Origin of the sequence: Halobellus salinus (assembly GCF_014646875.1) — an archaeon.
Taxonomy (GTDB): domain Archaea; phylum Halobacteriota; class Halobacteria; order Halobacteriales; family Haloferacaceae; genus Haloquadratum; species Haloquadratum salinum.
Map to the genome: position 1 here is coordinate 1 of NZ_BMOC01000029.1, position 19,505 is coordinate 19,505.

At 65.3% G+C, this 19,505-nt stretch carries 22 protein-coding genes, 2 tRNA genes and 1 pseudogene; 16 read left to right on the top strand and 9 right to left on the bottom strand.

Annotation, left to right across the window (positions count from 1 at the left end; all coding sequences use genetic code 11):
• Together IEX72_RS15305 and IEX72_RS14390 are read right to left on the bottom strand one after the other, a co-directional pair.
• On the bottom strand, nucleotides 1-457 hold a 457-nt coding region (locus IEX72_RS15305; protein ID WP_326838268.1), incomplete at its 3' end, for a transposase.
• A gap of 522 nt (nucleotides 458-979) precedes the next feature.
• Nucleotides 980-1,052, bottom strand: a tRNA-His gene (locus IEX72_RS14390).
• A 122-nt stretch (nucleotides 1,053-1,174) separates the two neighbouring features.
• Between IEX72_RS14390 and IEX72_RS14395 the strand changes: the two genes are divergently transcribed.
• On the top strand, nucleotides 1,175-1,630 hold the full coding sequence (locus IEX72_RS14395; RefSeq protein WP_188788563.1) for a DUF5814 domain-containing protein: 456 nt from the start codon (nucleotides 1,175-1,177) through the stop codon (nucleotides 1,628-1,630).
• A gap of 27 nt (nucleotides 1,631-1,657) precedes the next feature.
• Here IEX72_RS14395 and IEX72_RS14400 read toward each other — a convergent pair whose 3' ends face one another.
• Entirely contained in the window at nucleotides 1,658-2,458 is an 801-nt protein-coding gene (locus IEX72_RS14400) for an aldo/keto reductase (RefSeq protein ID WP_188788565.1), read from the bottom strand.
• Nucleotides 2,459-2,570: 112 nt separating this feature from the next.
• Here IEX72_RS14400 and IEX72_RS14405 point away from each other — a divergent pair, with 112 nt between their 5' ends.
• From IEX72_RS14405 to IEX72_RS14425, 5 genes are all read left to right on the top strand, one after another.
• On the top strand, nucleotides 2,571-3,680 hold the full coding sequence (locus IEX72_RS14405; protein ID WP_188788567.1) for a saccharopine dehydrogenase family protein: 1,110 nt from the start codon (nucleotides 2,571-2,573) through the stop codon (nucleotides 3,678-3,680).
• Between the two features lie 163 nt (nucleotides 3,681-3,843).
• The gene (locus IEX72_RS14410) at nucleotides 3,844-4,842 is read left to right on the top strand and encodes a homing endonuclease associated repeat-containing protein (protein WP_188788569.1); all 999 of its coding nucleotides are present in this window, start codon (nucleotides 3,844-3,846) and stop codon (nucleotides 4,840-4,842) included.
• A gap of 277 nt (nucleotides 4,843-5,119) precedes the next feature.
• Nucleotides 5,120-6,778, top strand: coding sequence for a CTP synthase (locus IEX72_RS14415; protein WP_188788571.1), 1,659 nt, complete (start codon nucleotides 5,120-5,122; stop codon nucleotides 6,776-6,778).
• The gene (gene guaA, locus IEX72_RS14420; protein WP_188788573.1) at nucleotides 6,778-7,695 is read left to right on the top strand and encodes a glutamine-hydrolyzing GMP synthase; all 918 of its coding nucleotides are present in this window, start codon (nucleotides 6,778-6,780) and stop codon (nucleotides 7,693-7,695) included. The genes IEX72_RS14415 and guaA overlap by 1 nt, the downstream gene beginning before the upstream one ends.
• 5 nt (nucleotides 7,696-7,700) lie before the next feature.
• Nucleotides 7,701-8,039 (top strand): DUF7126 family protein, encoded by a 339-nt coding sequence (locus tag IEX72_RS14425; RefSeq protein WP_188788574.1) that lies wholly within the window; start codon nucleotides 7,701-7,703, stop codon nucleotides 8,037-8,039.
• Between the two features lie 105 nt (nucleotides 8,040-8,144).
• On the opposite strand, the gene IEX72_RS14430 is transcribed toward IEX72_RS14425, so the two are convergent.
• From IEX72_RS14430 to IEX72_RS14445, 4 genes are all read right to left on the bottom strand, one after another.
• Entirely contained in the window at nucleotides 8,145-8,369 is a 225-nt protein-coding gene (locus IEX72_RS14430) for a YgaP family membrane protein (RefSeq protein WP_188788576.1), read from the bottom strand.
• A 372-nt stretch (nucleotides 8,370-8,741) separates the two neighbouring features.
• Complete coding sequence (locus IEX72_RS14435; protein WP_188788579.1) at nucleotides 8,742-9,041, bottom strand: thioredoxin family protein; 300 nt, start codon at nucleotides 9,039-9,041, stop codon at nucleotides 8,742-8,744.
• Nucleotides 9,016-10,290 carry an RNA-guided endonuclease TnpB family protein gene (locus IEX72_RS14440; RefSeq protein ID WP_188788581.1) on the bottom strand — a complete coding sequence of 425 codons (1,275 nt, stop codon included), beginning with the start codon at nucleotides 10,288-10,290 and terminating at the stop codon, nucleotides 9,016-9,018. Before IEX72_RS14440 ends, IEX72_RS14435 begins: the two co-directional genes overlap by 26 nt.
• Nucleotides 10,287-10,442 carry a DUF2080 family transposase-associated protein gene (locus IEX72_RS14445; RefSeq protein ID WP_188788583.1) on the bottom strand — a complete coding sequence of 52 codons (156 nt, stop codon included), beginning with the start codon at nucleotides 10,440-10,442 and terminating at the stop codon, nucleotides 10,287-10,289. Before IEX72_RS14445 ends, IEX72_RS14440 begins: the two co-directional genes overlap by 4 nt.
• Nucleotides 10,443-10,463: 21 nt before the next feature.
• On the opposite strand from IEX72_RS14445, the gene tnpA reads away from it, so the two are divergent.
• Entirely contained in the window at nucleotides 10,464-10,874 is a 411-nt protein-coding gene (tnpA, locus tag IEX72_RS14450; protein ID WP_188788601.1) for an IS200/IS605 family transposase, read from the top strand.
• A 46-nt stretch (nucleotides 10,875-10,920) separates the two neighbouring features.
• Here the strand turns inward: tnpA and IEX72_RS14455 are convergent, their stop codons facing one another.
• Nucleotides 10,921-11,112, bottom strand: coding sequence for a hypothetical protein (locus IEX72_RS14455; protein WP_188788585.1), 192 nt, complete (start codon nucleotides 11,110-11,112; stop codon nucleotides 10,921-10,923).
• A 381-nt stretch (nucleotides 11,113-11,493) separates the two neighbouring features.
• Nucleotides 11,494-13,479: a methyl-accepting chemotaxis protein gene (locus tag IEX72_RS14460; protein ID WP_188788586.1), complete on the bottom strand. Its 1,986-nt coding sequence runs from the start codon at nucleotides 13,477-13,479 to the stop codon at nucleotides 11,494-11,496.
• A gap of 143 nt (nucleotides 13,480-13,622) precedes the next feature.
• Between IEX72_RS14460 and cofD the strand changes: the two genes are divergently transcribed.
• From cofD to IEX72_RS14505, 9 genes and pseudogenes are all read left to right on the top strand, one after another.
• Nucleotides 13,623-14,657 (top strand): 2-phospho-L-lactate transferase, encoded by a 1,035-nt coding sequence (gene cofD, locus IEX72_RS14465; RefSeq protein ID WP_188788588.1) that lies wholly within the window; start codon nucleotides 13,623-13,625, stop codon nucleotides 14,655-14,657.
• Nucleotides 14,658-15,440: a tRNA-dihydrouridine synthase gene (locus IEX72_RS14470; protein ID WP_188788589.1), complete on the top strand. Its 783-nt coding sequence runs from the start codon at nucleotides 14,658-14,660 to the stop codon at nucleotides 15,438-15,440.
• Nucleotides 15,437-16,306, top strand: a complete 870-nt coding sequence (locus IEX72_RS14475) for a triphosphoribosyl-dephospho-CoA synthase (RefSeq protein ID WP_188788591.1) — start codon at nucleotides 15,437-15,439, stop codon at nucleotides 16,304-16,306. Before IEX72_RS14470 ends, IEX72_RS14475 begins: the two co-directional genes overlap by 4 nt.
• 128 nt (nucleotides 16,307-16,434) lie before the next feature.
• A complete protein-coding gene (locus IEX72_RS14480) occupies nucleotides 16,435-17,073 on the top strand; it encodes a DUF447 domain-containing protein (protein WP_229663857.1) in 639 nt (212 codons plus the stop codon).
• A 79-nt stretch (nucleotides 17,074-17,152) separates the two neighbouring features.
• The gene (locus IEX72_RS14485; protein ID WP_188788595.1) at nucleotides 17,153-17,746 is read left to right on the top strand and encodes an NUDIX hydrolase; all 594 of its coding nucleotides are present in this window, start codon (nucleotides 17,153-17,155) and stop codon (nucleotides 17,744-17,746) included.
• Between the two features lie 57 nt (nucleotides 17,747-17,803).
• Nucleotides 17,804-18,517, top strand: a complete 714-nt coding sequence (locus IEX72_RS14490) for an SDR family NAD(P)-dependent oxidoreductase (protein ID WP_188788597.1) — start codon at nucleotides 17,804-17,806, stop codon at nucleotides 18,515-18,517.
• A 53-nt stretch (nucleotides 18,518-18,570) separates the two neighbouring features.
• Nucleotides 18,571-18,813: a hypothetical protein gene (locus tag IEX72_RS14495; protein WP_188788599.1), complete on the top strand. Its 243-nt coding sequence runs from the start codon at nucleotides 18,571-18,573 to the stop codon at nucleotides 18,811-18,813.
• A 50-nt stretch (nucleotides 18,814-18,863) separates the two neighbouring features.
• Nucleotides 18,864-18,947, top strand: a tRNA-Glu gene (locus tag IEX72_RS14500).
• A gap of 484 nt (nucleotides 18,948-19,431) precedes the next feature.
• Nucleotides 19,432-19,505: pseudogene (locus IEX72_RS14505) on the top strand (IS200/IS605 family transposase); the annotation flags it as partial.

A 19,505-nucleotide genomic window follows, 5' to 3' on the forward strand; every position in this document is an offset into this window, starting at 1 on the left:
GGCGGACGACCCGCGGGCCAGCCTTCGTATCGTGCTCACGCTCGATACAGCAGTGTACGTCAAGTACCACTAACGACTCTGTATCGGTCAGCGTCGTCGCTTTGACCGTTTTGACGTTTCGCCCACATCGCTGGAGGTAGTGTTGTGACGCTTGCTCGCGTTCGAAGAACGTGCTGTCGAGGGCAACGCGGCCAGATTGCGGGTGTTGCTGCGCGGAAATGCGCAGCAACGCCCGCCAGATGTACATCGCGTAACGGTCGAACGAGTAGTAGAACGTAGATGGATCAGGCGGTGCGTCCGGGTGGACTCCGAGGCGGTCGCAGACTTCCGGCATAAGGCTGATCCGATCGACGAGTTCGGCGTAGCTGTGCCCTTTTTCCTTACGAATACAGTGCGCGACGATGTGAGCCTCGCGGGCAAGCCCGCCCGAGTCGGGCTTGCCCGCTCGCTTCCCCAACGCTTGTTTGGCTACACGTAGCGTAGTGCTGTCTCAACGAGGCCGAGCAAAGCGACTCACATAATCGCCTTCTCGACCTCATTTCCTCAAATCGTTACGGAATAATCCTGCCGCTGTCTTCCATTTTCAATAGAGCAGAACGATTCCGTTTGAGTGAGGTGCCGTCTGGTGGTTCGCGCACATCCGAATCCGGGTAGAAATGCTCCGTTGAATAGCGGCGTCCCCGTTGACAGCCGGAATCTGCGTACCCTTGTACAACTCTATGAGCGGTGGTCTCAGAACTGGTGTGGCTTCGGCCTCACTCAGAACCCGCTATTCAACAGGGCAGAATCAACTCTCTGCACTGCGGGAAGCCGCACGCAACGTCACTCGGTACTGACTTTCGTCTCCTCACCCGCGTTCGTCGGCAGAACGAACCGGGTGCGAGAATCGAACCCAATGCGAGACTCGCTGCGCGCGCCTCGCGCAACTCGACTCTCGGCTTCCGGTTTTTCGACTCATCCCTTCGGTCGTCGTGAAAAAGTCCGGGTGCGAGAATCGAACCCGCGTCTCAGCCTCCACAAGGCTGAAGGATGGTCCACTACCCTAACCCGGACACGCACCTGTCAGTACCCCCGTCCGAGGCAAATACGTTACGACTCCCGGGCCGCGTGCGTCCGGTTCACACGCGGCCGCATCGGGACGCTTTTGACCGCCACCGACATATCTCGATCAACCGTGGCCATCACGGACAAAATATACCTGAAGAACCACCGGCAGATCGTGTCCCAACTCGACACCTCGATCCCGAAAGGGGCGTTCAAGGGAGCCACGATGGACGTGCTCTACTCCGGCGACGGATTGGCAAAGCTTGACGACGCCACCCGCGACCGGCTGCTGGACTTCGCCGAGGACTTCCTCGACCCCGAAAACCCCGACGACCTCTACACCGGCTACCCCGAACAACAGTTCATCCAGTACCTGCTGGAACTCCGCGCGCAGGGGCTCCACCCCGACGCCATCGTCGATGTGATGAGCGACGAGTACATGCTCTACGCCTACCCCGGCGACGTGCTCTCGTTTCTCGACAACGCCGTCCGGACGCTGGAAGCCGCCGAAACCCTCGCGGGGGTCGACGGCACCCAGCGGATGGCGGAGAAACTACGGCGGGCCCGGCGGGCGCTGTCCGGGTAGCCACCCGCCGGCCGTCGCAACCCGCGCTCAGGCCTGATTCCACGGCGCGGCGTCGAAGTCGACGATCCGGTGCCGCCGTTTGACGCCGTTGATCGCGGCGATGTCGTCGCCGTCGAGTTCCAAGTCCACCGCTGCGAGGTTCTCCCGGATGTGCGCCGGCGACGCCGCCTTCGGGATCGGCGTCACCCCCTCTGTTGCGTCGAGCCACGCGAGCGATACCTGCGCCGGGGTGGCGTCGTGTCTCTCGGCGACCTCAACGATCCGGTCGACCCCGCCGACCTGGTTCCTCGCAATCGGGCAGTACGCCACCAATTCGTGGCCGTGCTCGACTGCGAGTTCGCGGAGGTCGGGCTGTGGCAAGAGCGGGTGCATCTCGACTTGGTGGGCCGCGATTGGGTTCGCCAGCCGATCCATCGCGTCCCGGAGTTGGTCGGGCCGGAAGTTGCTCAGCCCGATCCGGCCGACGATGCCCTCCTCGACGGCGGCGTCGAGCGCCGGCAGGGTCGACTCCGGGTCGTAGGTGTGCAGCGGCCAGTGGACGTACAGCAGGTCGAGCGAGTCGACGCCGAGTCTGTCGGCGCTCTCCCGAGCCGTCTCCAGCACGTCGTCGTACCCCAGGTTCGCGGTGTCGAGTTTGGTCGCGACGAACACGTCGTCGGCGTCGCGGTCGGCGGCAGCCAACCCGTCGGCGACGAACGTCTCGTTGCCGTAGCTCTGTGCAGTGTCGACGTGGTCGTAGCCGAGGTCGACCGCACGCGCAACGGCGTCGGCGCACGCCTCCGGGCCGGTCATCCGGTACGTCCCGAGTCCGATCGGTGGAAACTCCATGGTTGGGTATCACCCCCCACGGAGTCGACCGTTTCGGTGTCGCGTCGGCGACTGTCGGTCGCGACGCGGCCGTGCCGACGTGCCTTTGTCGGTCCCGCGTCTACCCGGCATTATGCCAGACTCCGACACCCCACGACTCCTCGTCTACGGCGCGTACGGCTACACCGGTCGCCTCGTCGTCGACGCCGCGATCGACCGCGGGTACGACCCGATCGTCGCCGGCCGCAACGCTGCGAAGACCCGTGGGGTCGCGACCGCCAACGACCTCCGGGCCCGGTCGTTCCCGGTCGCCGAGGCCGATGCTCACTTCGACGATGTCGACGCCGTGCTCAACTGCGCCGGCCCCTTTGCGGAGACCGTCGACCCGATGATCGACGCCTGCCTCGACACCGGGACCCACTACCTGGACATCACCGGTGAACTCCCGGTGTTCGAGCGGATCAGCCGTCGCGGCTCCGACGCCGTTGAGGCGGGCGTGACGCTGCTTCCCGGCGTCGGCTTCGACGTGGTCCCCACCGACTGCCTCGCGGCGCACCTCCACGGCCGGCTTCCGGAGGCGACGCACCTCTCGCTCGCGTTCGACGCCGACGGCGGCGTCTCCCCGGGGACGCTCAAGACCGCCCTCTCGGGGGGCGGCCTCGAGGGCGCGGCCCGTCGCAACGGCGTCCTTCGCGCGGAACCGGTCGGCGAGCGGACCCGCGTGGTCGACTTCGGCGACGGCCTCCAGCGCGCGGTGTCGATCCCGTGGGGCGACGTCTCGACGGCCTACCACACCACGGGCATCCCGAACATCGACGTCTACCTCGCGCTCCCGCGGGCGGGGCGAACTGCGGTGGCGCTCGCGCCGTACGTTGGCGGGGTTTTCGACACCGAGGCGGTCCAACGCGGCGCATCGTGGCTGATCGACCGGTACGTCGACGGCCCCGACGCGGAGACGCGAGCCTCCGGCGAAGCGCACGTCTGGGGTGAGGTCCGGACCCCGGACGACCGGCTGGTCTCCCGGCTCCGGACGCCCGAGACCTACCGGTTCACCGCCGAGGCCGCCGCGCTGATCGCTGAAAAGGTCCTCGACGGCGACGCGCCTGACGGGTATCAGACCCCGGCGTCGGCGTTCGGGCCGGATCTCGTGCTCGAAATCCCGGGCGTCGAACGCGTCGACTTCGTCGCCGACGAGGTGGTGTCGCGCGAGTCGTCGCCGGGCGAGAGCGTCGCGAGCGACTGAGCGGACTTTCAACTTTCGACCTATGCTAATCGTAAGGAATGGTATATTGACGGAACAGCGTGCGGGACTCAGAAGATACCTCGCATAAAAAGTGATCCAAGAATCGTTTTTTTACACACTGGATTTTTGGCACTCCTCCCCGTTCAGTACCTGTGGGGATTGAATGGGCGAAAGGGTTGACAAAGATGACCTCCTTGCTGACCTCCGCCGCGTCTATCAGAAGTTGGATTCTCCTCCATCTGAATCCCAATATAGAGAATATGGTCACTACTCCGCATCCGCTGTCCGGAATCGCTTTGGAAGATTCACTGAAGGACGAGCAGCGGCTGGGATCCCAAACCCCGATATGCGAGGTGGAAACAATCGGATCTCGCGCCAGGATCTCTTGGAGGAATTACAACGTCTCGGTGAAGACCTTGGAAAGACGCCCACTCGAAAGGAGATGCAAAAAGACGGAGCCTATGGCGAAAAACCATACCGCCGTGAGTTCGGAAGTTGGTCGGAAGCGCTGCTGGCCGCTGGATATAGTTATAGTGAACTCAACCGCCCGGGCACGCACGTTGCAAAGCGTATAATTGTCGAATGTACGGTCTGTGGTGAATCTGACCAACGACTGCAGAGCGACATCGCAGGGAAACAAAACACGTTCTGTTCCCAAGAATGCCTACATACGTGGCGAAGTGAACAGTTCGCCGGTGATGCGCATCCGCTGACAGAGAGAATTGAGGTGAACTGCGAATGGTGTGGTAATTCGATGCAGCGGATTCCAGCAGTAGTTGAGATGCGGACGTATCACTTCTGTAATTACGACTGTATGGGCGAATGGAGGTCAGAGTTTAGAGCTGGAGAGGATGCGCCAGCGTGGGAGGGTGGAATAGGGCTATACAGAGGACCGAACTGGTTGACACAGCGTAAGCGGACTGTAGAACGGGACGGAAGACAATGTCAGCGCTGTGGCTGTACCGAGGCTGAACATTTTGATAAGTACGGACGAGAATTAAGCGTCCATCATCTCACGCCGGTCCGGGAATTTTACCGAGAAACAGATGACGGAGAGCCGGATTTCACCGAGATGAACGCACTTGATAATCTAATCACCCTTTGTATTGAATGCCATCGTAGGATCGAAAAGCTGCCCGTAGTACCACAGTTTGATACCTGAGGTGCCTGTGCCGACGGCCGTATTCGGATGCGCGGTGGCCGACCGAAAATCCGCGTTGGGCGGGACTGGAAGGGGCCGCGCTCTCGGCGAAGACGCGCGACGTAAGGACCGCAGGCGCGAGCGGAGTGAGCGCCGAGGACCGCAGCGAGCGCATCGAGTCGAGAGCGCGGGGGCTTCCGAAGTCTTCACGCCTCCGTTCGTCTCAGTCTTACTCGTCACTCAGTCGTGTCCGTATCCCCTCCGAAACCGTTTTGATGCGGCCTCGCGCACACTCGGTATGCCGAAGGAACCCGAAACCGGGTACGACCCCTCGTTGGGTCGGAAATTCATCTTCGTGACGGGTGGCGTGATGTCGGGGCTGGGGAAGGGTATAACCGCCGCCAGCACCGGCCGACTCCTCTCGAATGCGGGCTTCGACGTGACCGCAGTCAAAATCGACCCGTATCTCAACGTCGACGCGGGGACCATGAACCCCTACCAGCACGGGGAGGTATATGTGTTAAAGGACGGCGGCGAGGTCGACCTCGATTTGGGGAACTACGAGCGCTTCCTCGGGGCCGACATGACCTCCGACCACAACGTTACGACGGGGAAGACTTACCAGCACGTCATCGAGAAGGAGCGCGGGGGCGACTACCTGGGCCAGACCGTCCAGATCATCCCCCACATCACCGACGACATCAAGCGGCGGATCCGGGAGGCCGCGGTCGGGACCGACGTCTGCATCGTCGAGGTCGGCGGCACCGTCGGCGACATCGAGGGGATGCCCTACCTCGAAGCCCTCCGGCAGTTCGCCCACGAGGAAGACGACGGTGACATCCTCTTCACACACGTGACGCTGGTGCCGTACTCGAAGAACGGCGAACAGAAGACCAAACCCACACAGCACTCGGTGAAGGAACTCCGATCGATCGGGCTTCAGCCAGACATCCTCGTGGGGCGGTGTGAGGACGAGCTCGACCCCGAGACCAAAGAGAAGATCGCGCTGTTCTGCGACGTGCCGACAGAGGCCGTCTTCTCGAACCCCGACGTCGAGGACGTCTATCACGTCCCGCTGATGGTCGAATCCGAAGGGTTAGACGAGTACGTGATGGAGCGGCTTGACATCGACGGGGAGGCGCTCCCCACGGCCGAGCGCGACAACCGGTGGCGCGAGCTCGTGACCCGCGACAGGGATACCGAAGTCGACATCGCCCTCGTCGGGAAGTACGACCTCGAAGACGCGTACATGTCGGTCCACGAGGCGCTGAAACACGCCGGGATCGAGCGTCGGACCGAAGTGAACGTCCAGTGGGTCGACTCCGACGAGATGCTCGACCGCCACGAAAATAGGTTGAAAGGGGCCGACGGCGTGGTCGTCCCCGGCGGGTTCGGGACGCGCGGCATCGAGGGCAAACTCAACGCCGTCGAGTACTGCCGCGAGAACGACGTTCCCTTCCTGGGGCTGTGTCTGGGCTTCCAGATGGCGGTCGTCGAACACGCCCGGAACGTCCTCGGGCTGTCGGGCGCCCACTCCGCGGAGCTCGATCCCGAGACTCTCCACCCCGTCATCGACATCCTGCCCGAGCAGTACGAGGTCGAGGACATGGGCGGCACGATGCGGCTCGGCGCCCACGACACCGACATCGAGTCGGGGTCGCTCGCCGAGCGGGTCTACGGCGACACCGTCTGCACCGAGCGCCACCGCCACCGCTACGAGGTCAACCCCGAGTACATCGAGGAGTTGGCGGGTGGCGCGCTCGCGTTCTCCGGCACCGCGGACAACCGGATGGAGATCCTCGAACGCGACGACCACCCGTTCTTTTTTGGGACGCAGTTCCACCCCGAGTTCCGGTCGCGGCCCGACCGCGCCAGCCCGCCGTTTGTGGGCTTTCTCGAAGCGGTTACCGGAGAGTTGGACGCGCGTGACCTCGGAGACCAGGAGGTGCAGGCCTGATGGTCGACGTCGAGCCGTTCATCGAGGAGGCGGTCGCGGAAATCGAGTCGGCGATCGGTGACGGCAACGCCATCATCGCGCTGTCGGGCGGCGTCGACTCCTCGGTCGCGGCGGCCCTGGCGTACCGTGCGATCGGCGACCGGCTGACGCCCGTCTACGTCGACACCGGGCTGATGCGGAAAGGCGAGACCGAGGGGATCCGCGAGACCTTCTCGTACATGGACTCGCTGCGGATCGTGGGGGCGCAGGACCGCTTCCTCGACGCCCTCGCCGGCGTCACCGACCCCGAGGGCAAGCGCCACGCGATCGGCGAGCAGTTCATCCGGGAGTTCGAGCGGGAGGCGAAATCGGCAGACGCCGACTACCTCGTCCAGGGGACGATCTACCCCGACCGGATCGAGTCCGAGGGCAACATCAAATCCCATCACAACGTCGGTGGACTGCCCGAGGTCGTCGACTTCGAGGGGATCGTCGAACCCGTTCGGGACCTCTACAAGGACGAAGTCCGCGAGGTCGCCCGCGAACTCGAACTCGGGGCGGTCACCGAGGAGCGGATGCCGTTCCCCGGACCGGGGCTCGCGATCCGCGTGATCGGGGAAGCCACCAGAGAAAAGGTTGCGGTCGCCCGCAAGGCGTGTCACGTCGTTGAGGAAGAGACCGCCGAGCACGACCCCTGGCAGGCGTTCGCCGCGGTCGTGGGCAAGGCCACGGGGGTGAAAGGCGACAACCGCGTCCACGGGTGGATCGTGTCGGTCCGGTCGGTGGAGTCCCGCGACGGGATGACCGCCCGCGCTCAGGAGCTCCCGTGGGAGACCCTCCAGCGCATCCAGTCGCGGATCACCGGCGAGAACGACAACGTCGCGCGCGTGGTCTACGACGTAACGCACAAACCGCCCGCGACCATCGAGTACGAGTGAGTTCGATGATCATCCTCGCCGGTCCCGACGACGACGGCCTCGCGGGCGAGTTGGAGGCGCTCGGCGCCGAGATCGTCCGCGTGGAAGGGATCGCCACCAGAGAGTCGCTCGACGCCGCCGGGCTCGCGGAGGCCCACACGCTCGTGCTCACCGAGATGGACGACGCCTCCGCGATTCCGGTGGCGAAAGAGGCGAACACCGACGTCCGGATCGTGACCTACTCCCGGGAGTCGCTGCCGGAGTTCGCCCGCGGGCAGGCCGACCTCGCGATCGACCCTGCGCTTCTGACCCCCGAAGTCGTCGCCGACGAACTCGCGAACGGCCACGCCGAAGAGCGGGCGTAGCGCGCCGGCCGTACGCGCGTTCTGTGTGGAGCGGACGCGCCGCCGTTCTGACCGGATCCCACTCCACCGACGGCGACCGAAACCAGTGTGGCTGCGTGTGCGACTCTACCGCGCGTCCGCCGGGCAGGTGTCGACGCCCAGTACCGAGTACAGCCCACAGAACCCAGTGTAGGCAGTCACAAGCAGCATCAGGGCGCCGACGCCCAGGACGGGTGCCGCAAGCGCGGGCAACGGGGCCGTGCCCGCGAGCGTCGCAAGTGCGGCCACCCCGGCGAGCGCGCCGACGACGGTACGTACTGTCTTGTCCGCCTGACCCACATTCACATTCATACTTTCCGTATGTCTGCAGGAGTGAATAATGCTTCGCTGTCGAACACGAACGCGTAATAAACCGATGGAAACGATCGAAAACGCTGCTCGGGGCGAGACGGGATGCTCAGCCACGCTGCCGACCCGTGCGAAGGCAGTGTTGTGTTTCGTGTAGCACTGATCCAAGACTAGCGCCGCGCCCAGTCGCCGAGGCGTGGCCGCCCGCTCGCGCCGACGGGGACGGTCGAATCGTGCGGACGGCTGTTGAGGCGAGCGGGCGATATAAACGGTCGTCGGGCGTGAGACGGCCGTATCGCCCGGTGCGTTGACGCGGGCAGGCGTCTCGTCGACCGGTCCCGCGGCGGGGCCGCAGACCGCGGGATCCGCCGGAGATCAGGTGTAGCTCTCGATCAGCGTCGAGAGTTGGTCCTCGCCCCGGACGCCGACGACCTGCTCGACAGCCTCGCCGTCGCTAAAGAGCACCATCGTCGGGACGCCGCGAACCCCGTACCGCCCCGCCAGCGCCTGGTGCTCGTCGACGTCGACCTTCGCGACCGTCGCCGACGTGTTCGCGGCCACCCCCTCGACGATGGGTTCGAGCTGTTTGCAGGGCCCACACCAGTCCGCGTGAACCGCCTCGGGGTCAAGCCCCGAGGCTTCCCGTGGATTAGTCGGACACTCCCATCCGACCATCGGCCTGATAGCCTCGGGCAGTCGGGTGGGTCACGGTCGGGGCGTCCACGGCCCCCGATGCCTGCCGTCGCACCTTCCGCACTTGGGGAAGGCTGTTGAGAGCAGGCACATTCCAATTGAGTTTCTTCACGCCCTTCACGGCGATGTTGACGCTTGCACCACGGTCGCTATGGTCTTGATGCCGACAGCCCTTGCACTTGAACCGCTTCTTGTGACGGTTCGCACGCTCTGTGTGTCCACACATCGGACACCGCTGACTCGTGTACTCAGGGTTAATCCACGCTGTTGGAATGTCCTCGAACGACGCCTTGTACGACGTGTAGTATTGGAGCGCACGGAACGGGAGGTGGTGCAAGCGCCGATTCATCCGTGTGCCGTAGTCGATACTGTCGCGCATCTCTTTGAGGTCTTCAAAGACGATGCACGGCGTCTCGAACTGCTGGCTCCACTCTACGATGTGATGAGACACTTTGTGGAGTCGGTCACGGACGAACCGTTCCTCACGCCCTTCCAGCGTGTCTTGGATACTGTCCTTCCCCGCGTTCTGGACGCGCTTCCGCATCGTGAAGTAGCGGTGGCGCTCGAACTTGATTTCGGGGAAGTCGATAACCAACGTGTCCTCGACGCCATCCTCAGAGAGTGCGGTCAGCGCGACGTTATCCTCGTTCACGTCCACACCGATGACAGTCTGTGAGTCCTGCTTATTTCGAACAGTTTGCTCGGTGTTAGTGACGTTGACGTGCAACTCGGCGTTGTCGTTGTGAAACAGAGCTTCTGCCGTTCCAATCTTCCACTCGTCGCTTTCGAGTGCGGTCTTGAGAATGTCGAGGTGAACGTCACTCCCTTCGAGGACGCCCGTGACGTGCTTGTACGGCTTCGCGCTGACGCGGAACGCCACGTCGCCGTCGTTGGTGAGCGACAGATTGTACCCCTCCTCGTAGTTCGCTCGGAGCGGATACGCGCCGTCTTTGGTATGACTCGGCTGGCCGAAGTCATCGTATTCGTAGTAGTTCTCCATCGCGCCGAGTGCCTTCGCAACGACGCGCTGAGTTGTGTTCTTCACGAGGTTGGCGTCGTCAGCCACGCGGTCGGGAATCACATTCCAGTCCACGCCTTCTTTGGCGAGTTGGATGGTCTCGTTATACACCGAGCGGGCTTCGAGTGTGGCGTCGTACAGCAGACTCTCGTTGTCACTCTGGATGTCGAGTTGGAAGTCCAGCGTCTTGACGAGAGCCTGTGCGTCGGTCATTCTTCGTCTTGTTCGGTGGGTTCTGAGGTTCGGACGACCTTCACGTCAGCCCCACGCCAGCGTTTCGGGACGGTGACGTGGGCACTGTTCCCAAACGGTTTGACCTTGCCGTCGAGAACTTCCTCGCCGTCGATTTTAAAACGATTCGCCATACTCACGTATATCCTTTGGATATACTTAACTGTGTTGGTGAGAAGCGGTCGAATCACACAGTGTACAACGTCAACTACCACTTCGTGTGGTGCCCGAAATATCGTCACGCAATTCTCGAACCCATCGAGGATTCGCTGGAAGCGAGTTTCCGCGACGTGTGCGACGAGTACGGCTACGAGATACTGTCGCTCCACATCTCACCCGACCACGTACACCTGTTCCTGACAGCCCATCCGAAACACGCGCCGAGCGAGATTGCACGGACGGTCAAGAGCATCACGGCTCGGGAGATGTGGGAACAGCACGAACCGTACTTGACGGAGTATCTATGGGGTGGTGGATTTTGGGAACAGTCGTACTACATCGGAACGGCGGGGCAGGTATCCACGGAGACGATTGAACGGTATATCGAACGAACAGAACACGTCTAAGTGTCGGCTTCACCCTCGGGGTCAAGCCCCGAGGCACTCGCCTTGTTCATCTGTAGAAGTCCGCCAGCACCACACCGTCACGCGTGGTCTCGGCGAACTCCTCCTGGCTCCCGATGTGAACCGGTTCCCCCGGCGCGCCCGCGGGGTCGGGGTCGGACTCGGACGCCGCACCGGCCTGTTCCAGCAGCTCTTTTCGCTTCTGTTCTCGGATCTCGTTGACGTTGTCTGATTCGCTCATATACCACGTGCTACGCGTTCGATCCGCTTAATAGTTTTGCAGGAATTCTACACAACTATCGATGCGTGGTGGTTGATCTGCGTGACCTCTCTCCCACCGGGTCAGCGCGAAGCCGTATCTGTGCCGTCTCAAGCGTGTTTCCCCAGATTCAGTGTCACCTCTTAGCCCACCACAGCCGTCCCTCGGAAACGTCGGGTCTGTATGGGTGTGCAGTATTGCACACTATCGAATTCGCGTACGGATCGAGCCCGGCACCCGCAGGCCGATTGCACGGCTGACCGAGTCGGCGGCCAACGGTCGCCCCCGGTTCCGCAAGTTTCTCACCGCCGAGCGCTGTTGAGGGAGGTGGCGCTCGGCGGCACCCCGTGAGAGGAGTCGGTCTCAGTCGTGGGTCGGCGACAGACCGTCCGGATCCAACGTCGTTGGCCCGTCACCGTCGGTGAACGACACGCCCTCCCCACTCCCGTTGGAACCTCCGGATTCGGGATCAGCACCGGACAGGGGCGCGCTCGACGCGGACGTCCCCGACTCACCGGTCCCGGCGGTCGACGCCGAACCCGCCTCCGATTCGATGGTGAACTGGTCGAGTTCACCCTGGAGTTCGTCGGCCCTGGCGGCCAGCGTTTCGGCGTGTTGGGAGACCTCCGTCATCGACGACGTCTGCTCTTCGGCGGCCGCCGAGACGTTATCCGACTCGCTGCTGACCTGTTGGGCCGCGTCTGTCACCTGATCCACCATGCTGGCGACTTCCTCTGTCGACGCGGCCTGATCGTCCGTGACGGCGCTTACCTCCTGGATGCTCTGGTTGGCTTCGTCGACGTTGGCTGCGATGTCGTCGAGCGCGTCGAGCGCATCCGCGATCGTGTCGGCCCCGGTGGCGATGCGGTCGCCCATCTCTTCGATGTCGGCCACCGCCTCGTCGGACGTCGCCTGGACGCTCTGGATCCGGGCTTCGATCTCATCGGTCGCGTCGGCCGTCTCGCCCGCGAGTTGCTTGATCTCGTCGGCGACAACGGCGAAGCCCTCGCCCGCCTCGCCCGCACGTGCAGCCTCGATCGACGCGTTGAGCGCTAGGATGTTTGTCTGCTCGGCGATCTCCGTGATCAGGTCTACGATCTGGCCGATCTCCCCGATCTCGTCGGCAAGTGACCCGACCTCTTCGACGGTTTCGTCGGACTTCCCTTTGATCGCGTCCATCTCGTCCATCGCGTCACCGGCGGCTGCCTGGCCCTGCTGTCCGATCTCGGAGGTCCGCTCCGATTTCCGTGCGATCTCGCTGGCCGACGACGCGATCTCCTCTACTGTACCGGAGAGGCTCTGCATCTCGGAGGCCACCTCGTCGAGGTTCTCGGACTGCGCTTCCGCGTCCGCCGAGATGGCTTGGACGGATTCGGTGACCTGCTGGCTCGCCTGTTGGGTCTCTCTGGTCCCGACGGTGACCTCCTCGCTCGCGGTGGCCACGTCGTTCGCGAACGCACGGATCGTCCCGACCGTCTCTTCGAGTTCCGCCATCATCTCGTTGAACGTGGTGGCGATGTCGGCCATGGCCTCGTTGTCCACGGACTCGTCCAGCCGACGCGTGAAATCGCCGTTCGCACAGTCGACAATCACTGACTGGTACGACCTGGCCGTCTCCTCCAGATCATCGTTCAACTCGGTCATCTGTTCCCGCTGCTGGGCAGCCTCCTGCTGTTTCTCTTCGGCGAGGGCCCTGGCTTCTTCGACTTCCTCGAGTTTCTCTTGGACCTTCTGTCGGGCTTGCTGGCGCTGGATCGCGAGCGATTGCCAGAGAAATGTGATCGTGGTCGCGAGCATCAACACCCCGAGTGCGTGGATCGATCCCCAGACAATCGGGTTTGCCATCGCCGCCGGGTGGTTGTACACGGTGAACCACTCGATGAGCCCGAAGACGCTGTGCTGGATCGCGACGTATCCGATCGTAATCACGAACGGGATCCAGTCCTCGTACAGCGCAACCACACCGACACCGACGAAGTACAGGAAGTGGGCCTCGATGAACCCACCGGTGAAGTACGCCAGAACCGAGGCGTTGATCATGAACCCGACCGACGCGAGCGAGGAGCGGGCTCGGCGAGGCATCTGCGGCAGCGCGGCAACCACGAGAACGCCCAAGACGAGCCCCGTTCCCACCAGCGAGTGCGTGAGCGGGATCGCGGGCAACTCCGCACCAGTGACGGACTCTACCCCTTCCAACCGGCTAATCACGAACACCACGGGGAGGAGCGCGACCGTGAACGCCACCACACCACGGTGGCGCTTGGTGAACGACTCGTCCGGGATTTCGGTTCCGTCGGGTGTATTTTCGAGATACTGTTTGGCGGCCGACCCTTCGTGACCTGTTGACATCAGGATAGACGAGATTATGATGTTATTTAACCCTCCGCGTTACATTCCCATAATTGAGAATTGCGAAGCACCCTCAACGTCCGGTTCTGCTGTCCCGCTGCCGCCGAAGCAACGTTCAAACCGCCGTCGGCCGTACCCGGGGTATGGTCACGTTCCTCGCCGGTGGGACCGGAACGCCGAAGCTACTCAACGGTGCCGAGGCCGTTTTCGACCCGTCGGCGACGACCGTAGTGGCGAACACCGGCGACGACGTGGAACTCGGCGGTCACCTGGTGTGTCCGGACGTCGACACCGTCCTGTTCCACGGCGGCGGCGTCCTCGACACCGACACCTGGTGGGGGATCGACGGCGACACCACCGCGACGCACGACGAACTCCAACGGCTGGCTGACGCCGCGGGGCTCGATGTCGGCCCGCAGTACCTCGGTGACGACGCCCAGACCGCCGGCCGCGAGATCGCCGAGTGGCGGCGGTTCTCCGGCGTCGCGGAGTTCATGCAGATCGGCGACCGCGACCGCGCGGTCCACCTCACCCGGACGTCGCTACTTGACGAGGGGTGGTCGCTGACCGAGGTGACGCGGACACTCGCGGAGGCCTTCGGCCTCGGAATCGACCTCCTGCCGATGAGCGACGACCCCGTTGCGACCATCGTCCACACCGACGAGGGTGCGATGCACTTCCAGGAGTACTGGGTCCACCGCCGCGGGGACCCCGAGGTCCAGGAGGTGGAGTTCCGCGGCGCCGAGACTGCGACGCCCACGCCCGAGGTCCGCAGTGCGCTCTCCGATCCCGTGGTCGTCGGCCCCTCGAACCCGGTTACGAGCATCGGGCCGATGACCGCGATGGCGGGGGTCGCTGAGGCGCTGGAATCGACGCCCGTCGTGGCGGTGTCGCCGTTCGTCGGCTCTGAGGTGTTCTCGGGGCCCGCGCCGGCGCTGATGCGTGGGGTCGGGTACGACGCCTCGACCGCCGGAGTCGCGGCCGCGTACCCGTTCGCCGACGCGTTCGTGCTCGACGACGACGATCCGACCGAGTTGGAGCGGCCGGTCGTCCGAACCGACACCCGGATCGACGACGAAATCGACGCCGCGCGCGTCGCCCGCGCGGCCGACGCCGCGCTGTCGGAGGCGACGTCGGTGGGCGGCGACACCGGGTACCCGACGGGAGGAGACGCGTAGATGTTTGCACCGCGGGTGGCCCTGGCCAGCCTCAGCGGCGCGGCCGACGCCGCGTGGGCCCGGGCCGGGGCCGACCACGCCGGCGCGGCGTTTCTGGGCGGGATCGCCGTCGACGACCAAACCCGCGAGGCCGCGCGCGCGCTCGTCGCCAGCGACCGCGAGGAGTTCCTCCCGCCCGACCCGATCGGGTTCGTCGAGAGCCAACTCGACGCGCTCGCCGACGCGCCGATCACGCCCGGAGTGAACGTGCGGGCCGCCTCGCCTGACGCCGTCTCCGAGGCCGCGGCGGTGTGTGCCGCCCGCGACGCGATCGTCGAGATCAACGCTCACTGCCGGCAGGCCGAGATGTGTGCGGCGGGGTGCGGCGAGGCGCTGCTCCGGGACCCTGACCGGCTGCGGGCGTTCGTCGCGGCCGCGGTCGGCACCGGGGCGCCGACGAGCGTGAAGGTCCGCGCTGAGGTGGCGGGCGTCGATCTCCCCGCCACTGCCCGCACGGTCACGGCTGCCGGCGCGGACGCGATCCACGTCGACGCCATGGACTCGGAAGCCGTGATCCAGGCGGTCGCCGACGCCGCGCCGTCACTCTTCGTGATCGCCAACAACGAGGTCCGCGGCCGGGAGAGCGTCACCGAGTACCTGGCGTACGGCGCGGACGCGGTGAGCATCGGCCGGCCGAGCACCGAACCAGCGGTCCGGCAGCGGGTCCGGCGCGCGGTCGATGCGTGGGACAGCAGTGAGGCCGGTGACCCGCCCCGGGTCGACCTGGGGGTCGACGCGCAGTGACGCCCCCTCCATCGTCGCCGACCGACGCCGACTGGGGCCCCCCGGAGCGCGCCCAGGTGGCGCTGCTCGCGGACGTCGGCGCGGCGCCGAAGCCGGGGAACGTCGACCGCGACCACGACCACCCGGACCTGCGGCTCGGCCACTTCCTCGCGGGTGGTGTCGGGGCGGGCGTGGGGCTCCGCGCCGCCGCCGTGGGCGACCCGGTCGGGGCTGCGTTCGAGCGCGCGGTCGCCGGGATGAGCCGGGGTGCCGGGACCAACACCCAGTTCGGGAGCCTCCTCCTCTTGGTTCCGCTTGTCCGCGCTGCGGCCGCTTCGGACCGGGACCTCTCGCCTGACGGCGCCGCCGCGGTCGTCGCATCGACCACTGTCGCCGACGCGGCGGCGTTCTACCGCGCGTTCGACCACGTCGACGTCGCGGTCCCGGATCCACCGGAAGGCATAGTCGACCTGGACGTCCGGCGCGGGGCGGAGGCGATCCCGACGCTCGAAGCCCGCGGAGTCACGCTCTCGGACGTGTTCTCGCGGACCACTGCCGACAGCAACGCGACCGAGTGGACAACGGGCTTCCGGCGGACGTTCGAGACCGCGGCGGGGATCGTTGACGACGACGGCCCGCTGACGGACCGGGTGGCACGAGCGTTCCTCGATCGTCTCGCGACCGACGAGGACACACTGATCCGGACGGTACACGGGGCGGCCGTCGCAACAGAGGTCCGCAAGCGTGCGGCAGCCGCTCGCGGCGATTCCGACGCCGTCGCCGCCCTGGACGCCGACCTGCTTGACCGCGGCATCAACCCCGGCGCGACCGCCGACCTGGTCACTGCGGCGACGTTTGTCGCGCTCGAACGGGGTGTGTCGGTGTGACCGACGCCGGAGACGACGCGCCGGGCACCCCCCCGGCGTCCGACACCGAGTACGGTCCCGTCGTCGATTCGGTCGACGCCGACCGCGTCGACGGGTGGCCGCTCCCGCTCCGCGGGGTCACAGAGTCCGTGGTTACGACGCTCGGGCCGAACGACCTGTGGAACCTCGCCGCGCTGGGGCTCCACGCGCCGACGGGGGCCGGCGACGCCACACACGGCGACGCCACACACGGCGACGCCACACACGGCGACGCCACACACGGCGACCCGGTCACCGCTACCACGTGGGGCAACACCCGGACCAGGCGGAACTTCCACCGGCGTGGCGGCGGGGTGATCCAGTTCGTCTCCGACCCGCGGACGTTCGTCGACGCCGCGCTTACCATCCGAGAGTTCGAAGCGCCGGTGCTCCCGGACGCCCACGCGTGGGTCGAGGTGCGGGCCGAGCAGGTTGACGCCGGCGAGGATGGCGGCACCCGGTGGGAGACGTGGCGACTCCACCCAGTCGCGGCGGCCGCGCCCGAGCCGGCTGTCCCGCGGATCAACCGTGGGTTCGCGGCCACCATCGAGGCGACTGTTGCGGCCTCGCGGCTCGACGTCCCGGCGTACGACACCGACGACCTCCTCGCGCGGCTCCGGTGGCTCGCCGACGTGGTCGACCGGTGTGGCGGTCGTCCCGAACGGGAGGCGTTCGCAACGCTGGATACGGAGACGGCGTGGCGGGACCGGCTCGACGACGCAACGGACGTGGTTCGGTTCGACCGTTGAGCCGCGTGGGGCGGAACCGGCCCTTCATCGGTGGGCGCGCACCGAAGACTCCTTGAGCCCCCTGTGCGAGTCGTGCGGTATGAGTACAGACCATCGCGACGACGCGGGGGGCGCGGACACCGACGCGGAGCCGATCCACGAGAACGCGGGCCAGGATGTGATCGCGGTCGACGCCGACGACGCTCCAACGGGCCTTGTCAACCGACTCGACGCCCACACCGGCGATGGGATCCGCCACCGCGCGTTCACGTGTCTCGTCTTCGACGCCGAGGGTCGGATCCTGCTCGGCCAGCGGGCGCCCGAAAAGCGGCTCTGGGACACCCACTGGGACGGCACGGTCGCTTCTCACCCCGTTGAAGGCCAGACCCAGACAGCGGCTACACAGGAGCGGCTTGACGACGAACTCGGGATCACCCCGGACCAGTATTCGGACCTCCGGGTGACGGACAAATTCGAGTACAAACGCTACTACGAGAACGCCGGTCTGGAGTGGGAGGTCTGTTCGGTGCTGAAGGTCACGCTGGAGGACACCTCCCTCGACCCCGACGAAGCGGAGATCGCAGGGCTGCTGTGGGCCGACTACGAACACCTCCACGACAACCTCTCGTGGTACCGACAGCTCCGGCTGTGCCCGTGGTTCGAGATCGCGATGCGCCGGGATTTCACGGACTGACCGGGACCGCACCGGCGGTCGGAACCCCCTTGCCGCACCGGACCGTTCGCTACGACGATGACAGACGCCACGCCCGATCCGGACCTCTACGACTCCCTCGACGGACAGGTCGCTCTCGTCACTGGCGCCAACCGCGGAATCGGCCGGGCGATTGCGGCGAACCTCCACGACCTCGGCGCGACGGTCTTCGCCGCCACCCGGTCTGTGACTCACGACGTTCCCGACGCGTGGGAGCACCTCCTCGTGGACGTCACCCAGGAAGGCGAGATCTCGGGGGCGGCCGACGAGATCTTCGGGACCGCGGGACGGCTGGACATCGTGGTCAACAACGCCGGGGTCGGGGAGTTCGGCTCCGACATCGTCTCGGAGTCGGTCGACACCATCGATCGGACGCTCGCGACGAACCTCCGCGGCCCGATGCTGGTGTGTAAACACACTGTGCCACTTCTGCTCCAGTCCGACGGGGGCCGCGTGGTCACCGTCTCCTCCGGGTTGGGCGCGATCGGCGAACCACAATCCGGCGGGTCGCCCGCCTACCGCGTGTCGAAAACCGGAGTGAACGGGCTTACTGCGTACCTCCACGGAGAGTACGGCGACGAGGGGCTGCTCGCGAACGCGGCGTGTCCGGGGTGGGTCCGGACCGATATGGGCGGTGAGGAGGCCGATCGGTCGGTTGAGCGGGGCGCGGAGACCCCGACGTGGCTGTGTCGGTTCCGGTCGGACTCGCCGGGCGGCCGGTTCTGGCGGGACAGACGGCCGATCGAGTGGTGAACCGCCGCACCGGAGTGGACAGTTCTATGAGTCGGGCCGCCGTCGGTCGTCGTATGTCGCAGGATCCGGGCGTCCGCGAACTCCCCGGTGCCGTGGCGGACTACGCGGCGGGCGCCGCCGATGTGCTCGCACCCGGGGGCGTGGTTGTTGCGGTCGTCGTAGCGTTGGTGGGACTGGTGGCTGCTGCGGTGGTCGGCGGCGGGGCCGTCCTCCTCACCGGTGCGATCCTCGGGCCTGCCGTCGTCGTCGGACTCTGGCTCGAACTCCCCCCGCGGCTCCGGGACCAGCTGGGGTAGCCCGCACAGATCGGGGTTTCAATCGCGGCGACCCCCGACACTCGAGTTGCGCGAGGGTGGCCGAGTCTCGAAAAGCCAACGGACCCAACAGCCGCTCTCGTCGGTGTCCGCGGGTTCGAATCCCTCTCCTCGCATCCACATCCGTGAGCGACAGCACACGGCTCAGTGGAACAGCGTGGTTCGCATCCGCTGAATTGAGGCGCTACGCTCTCTTCCTCAGCGAGCGTCGACCGAAGGGACGGCGCGAGCAGAGAGGGGATACAGCGCCGCACAGCCCTCGTGATCAGCCGCTGTTGTCACGCGGTTCTTCGCTTAGCGAATCCACCAATCTGAGGTGTGTTGTCCCCGACCCAACCGCCGATCTCGGAGGTCGGCTGCGATACTTCTCCGAGCGTGCCCGGCGAGAGCCGGGTAGTGCGATCACGTAGGCCAACGACTCAGAGGGAGTCGGGGCTATCGGCGAGCCGCCTTCCTATCTTTTTTCAAGGCGAGAATCCCGCTCTTTAACACGGGCGTGAAGCCGACAACTCCTACACGAACCACCATCGGTTGCAGGCCGAATACCCCACGACTACGAACCTTTATCAGAATTGGGTGTATAGAAATCGGTACGGCCAAATGAAATACAACCTCGAAACCGGGTCGCACACGGTCTATGCGCTCCAATATCACTTCGTGACCGTCACGAAGTG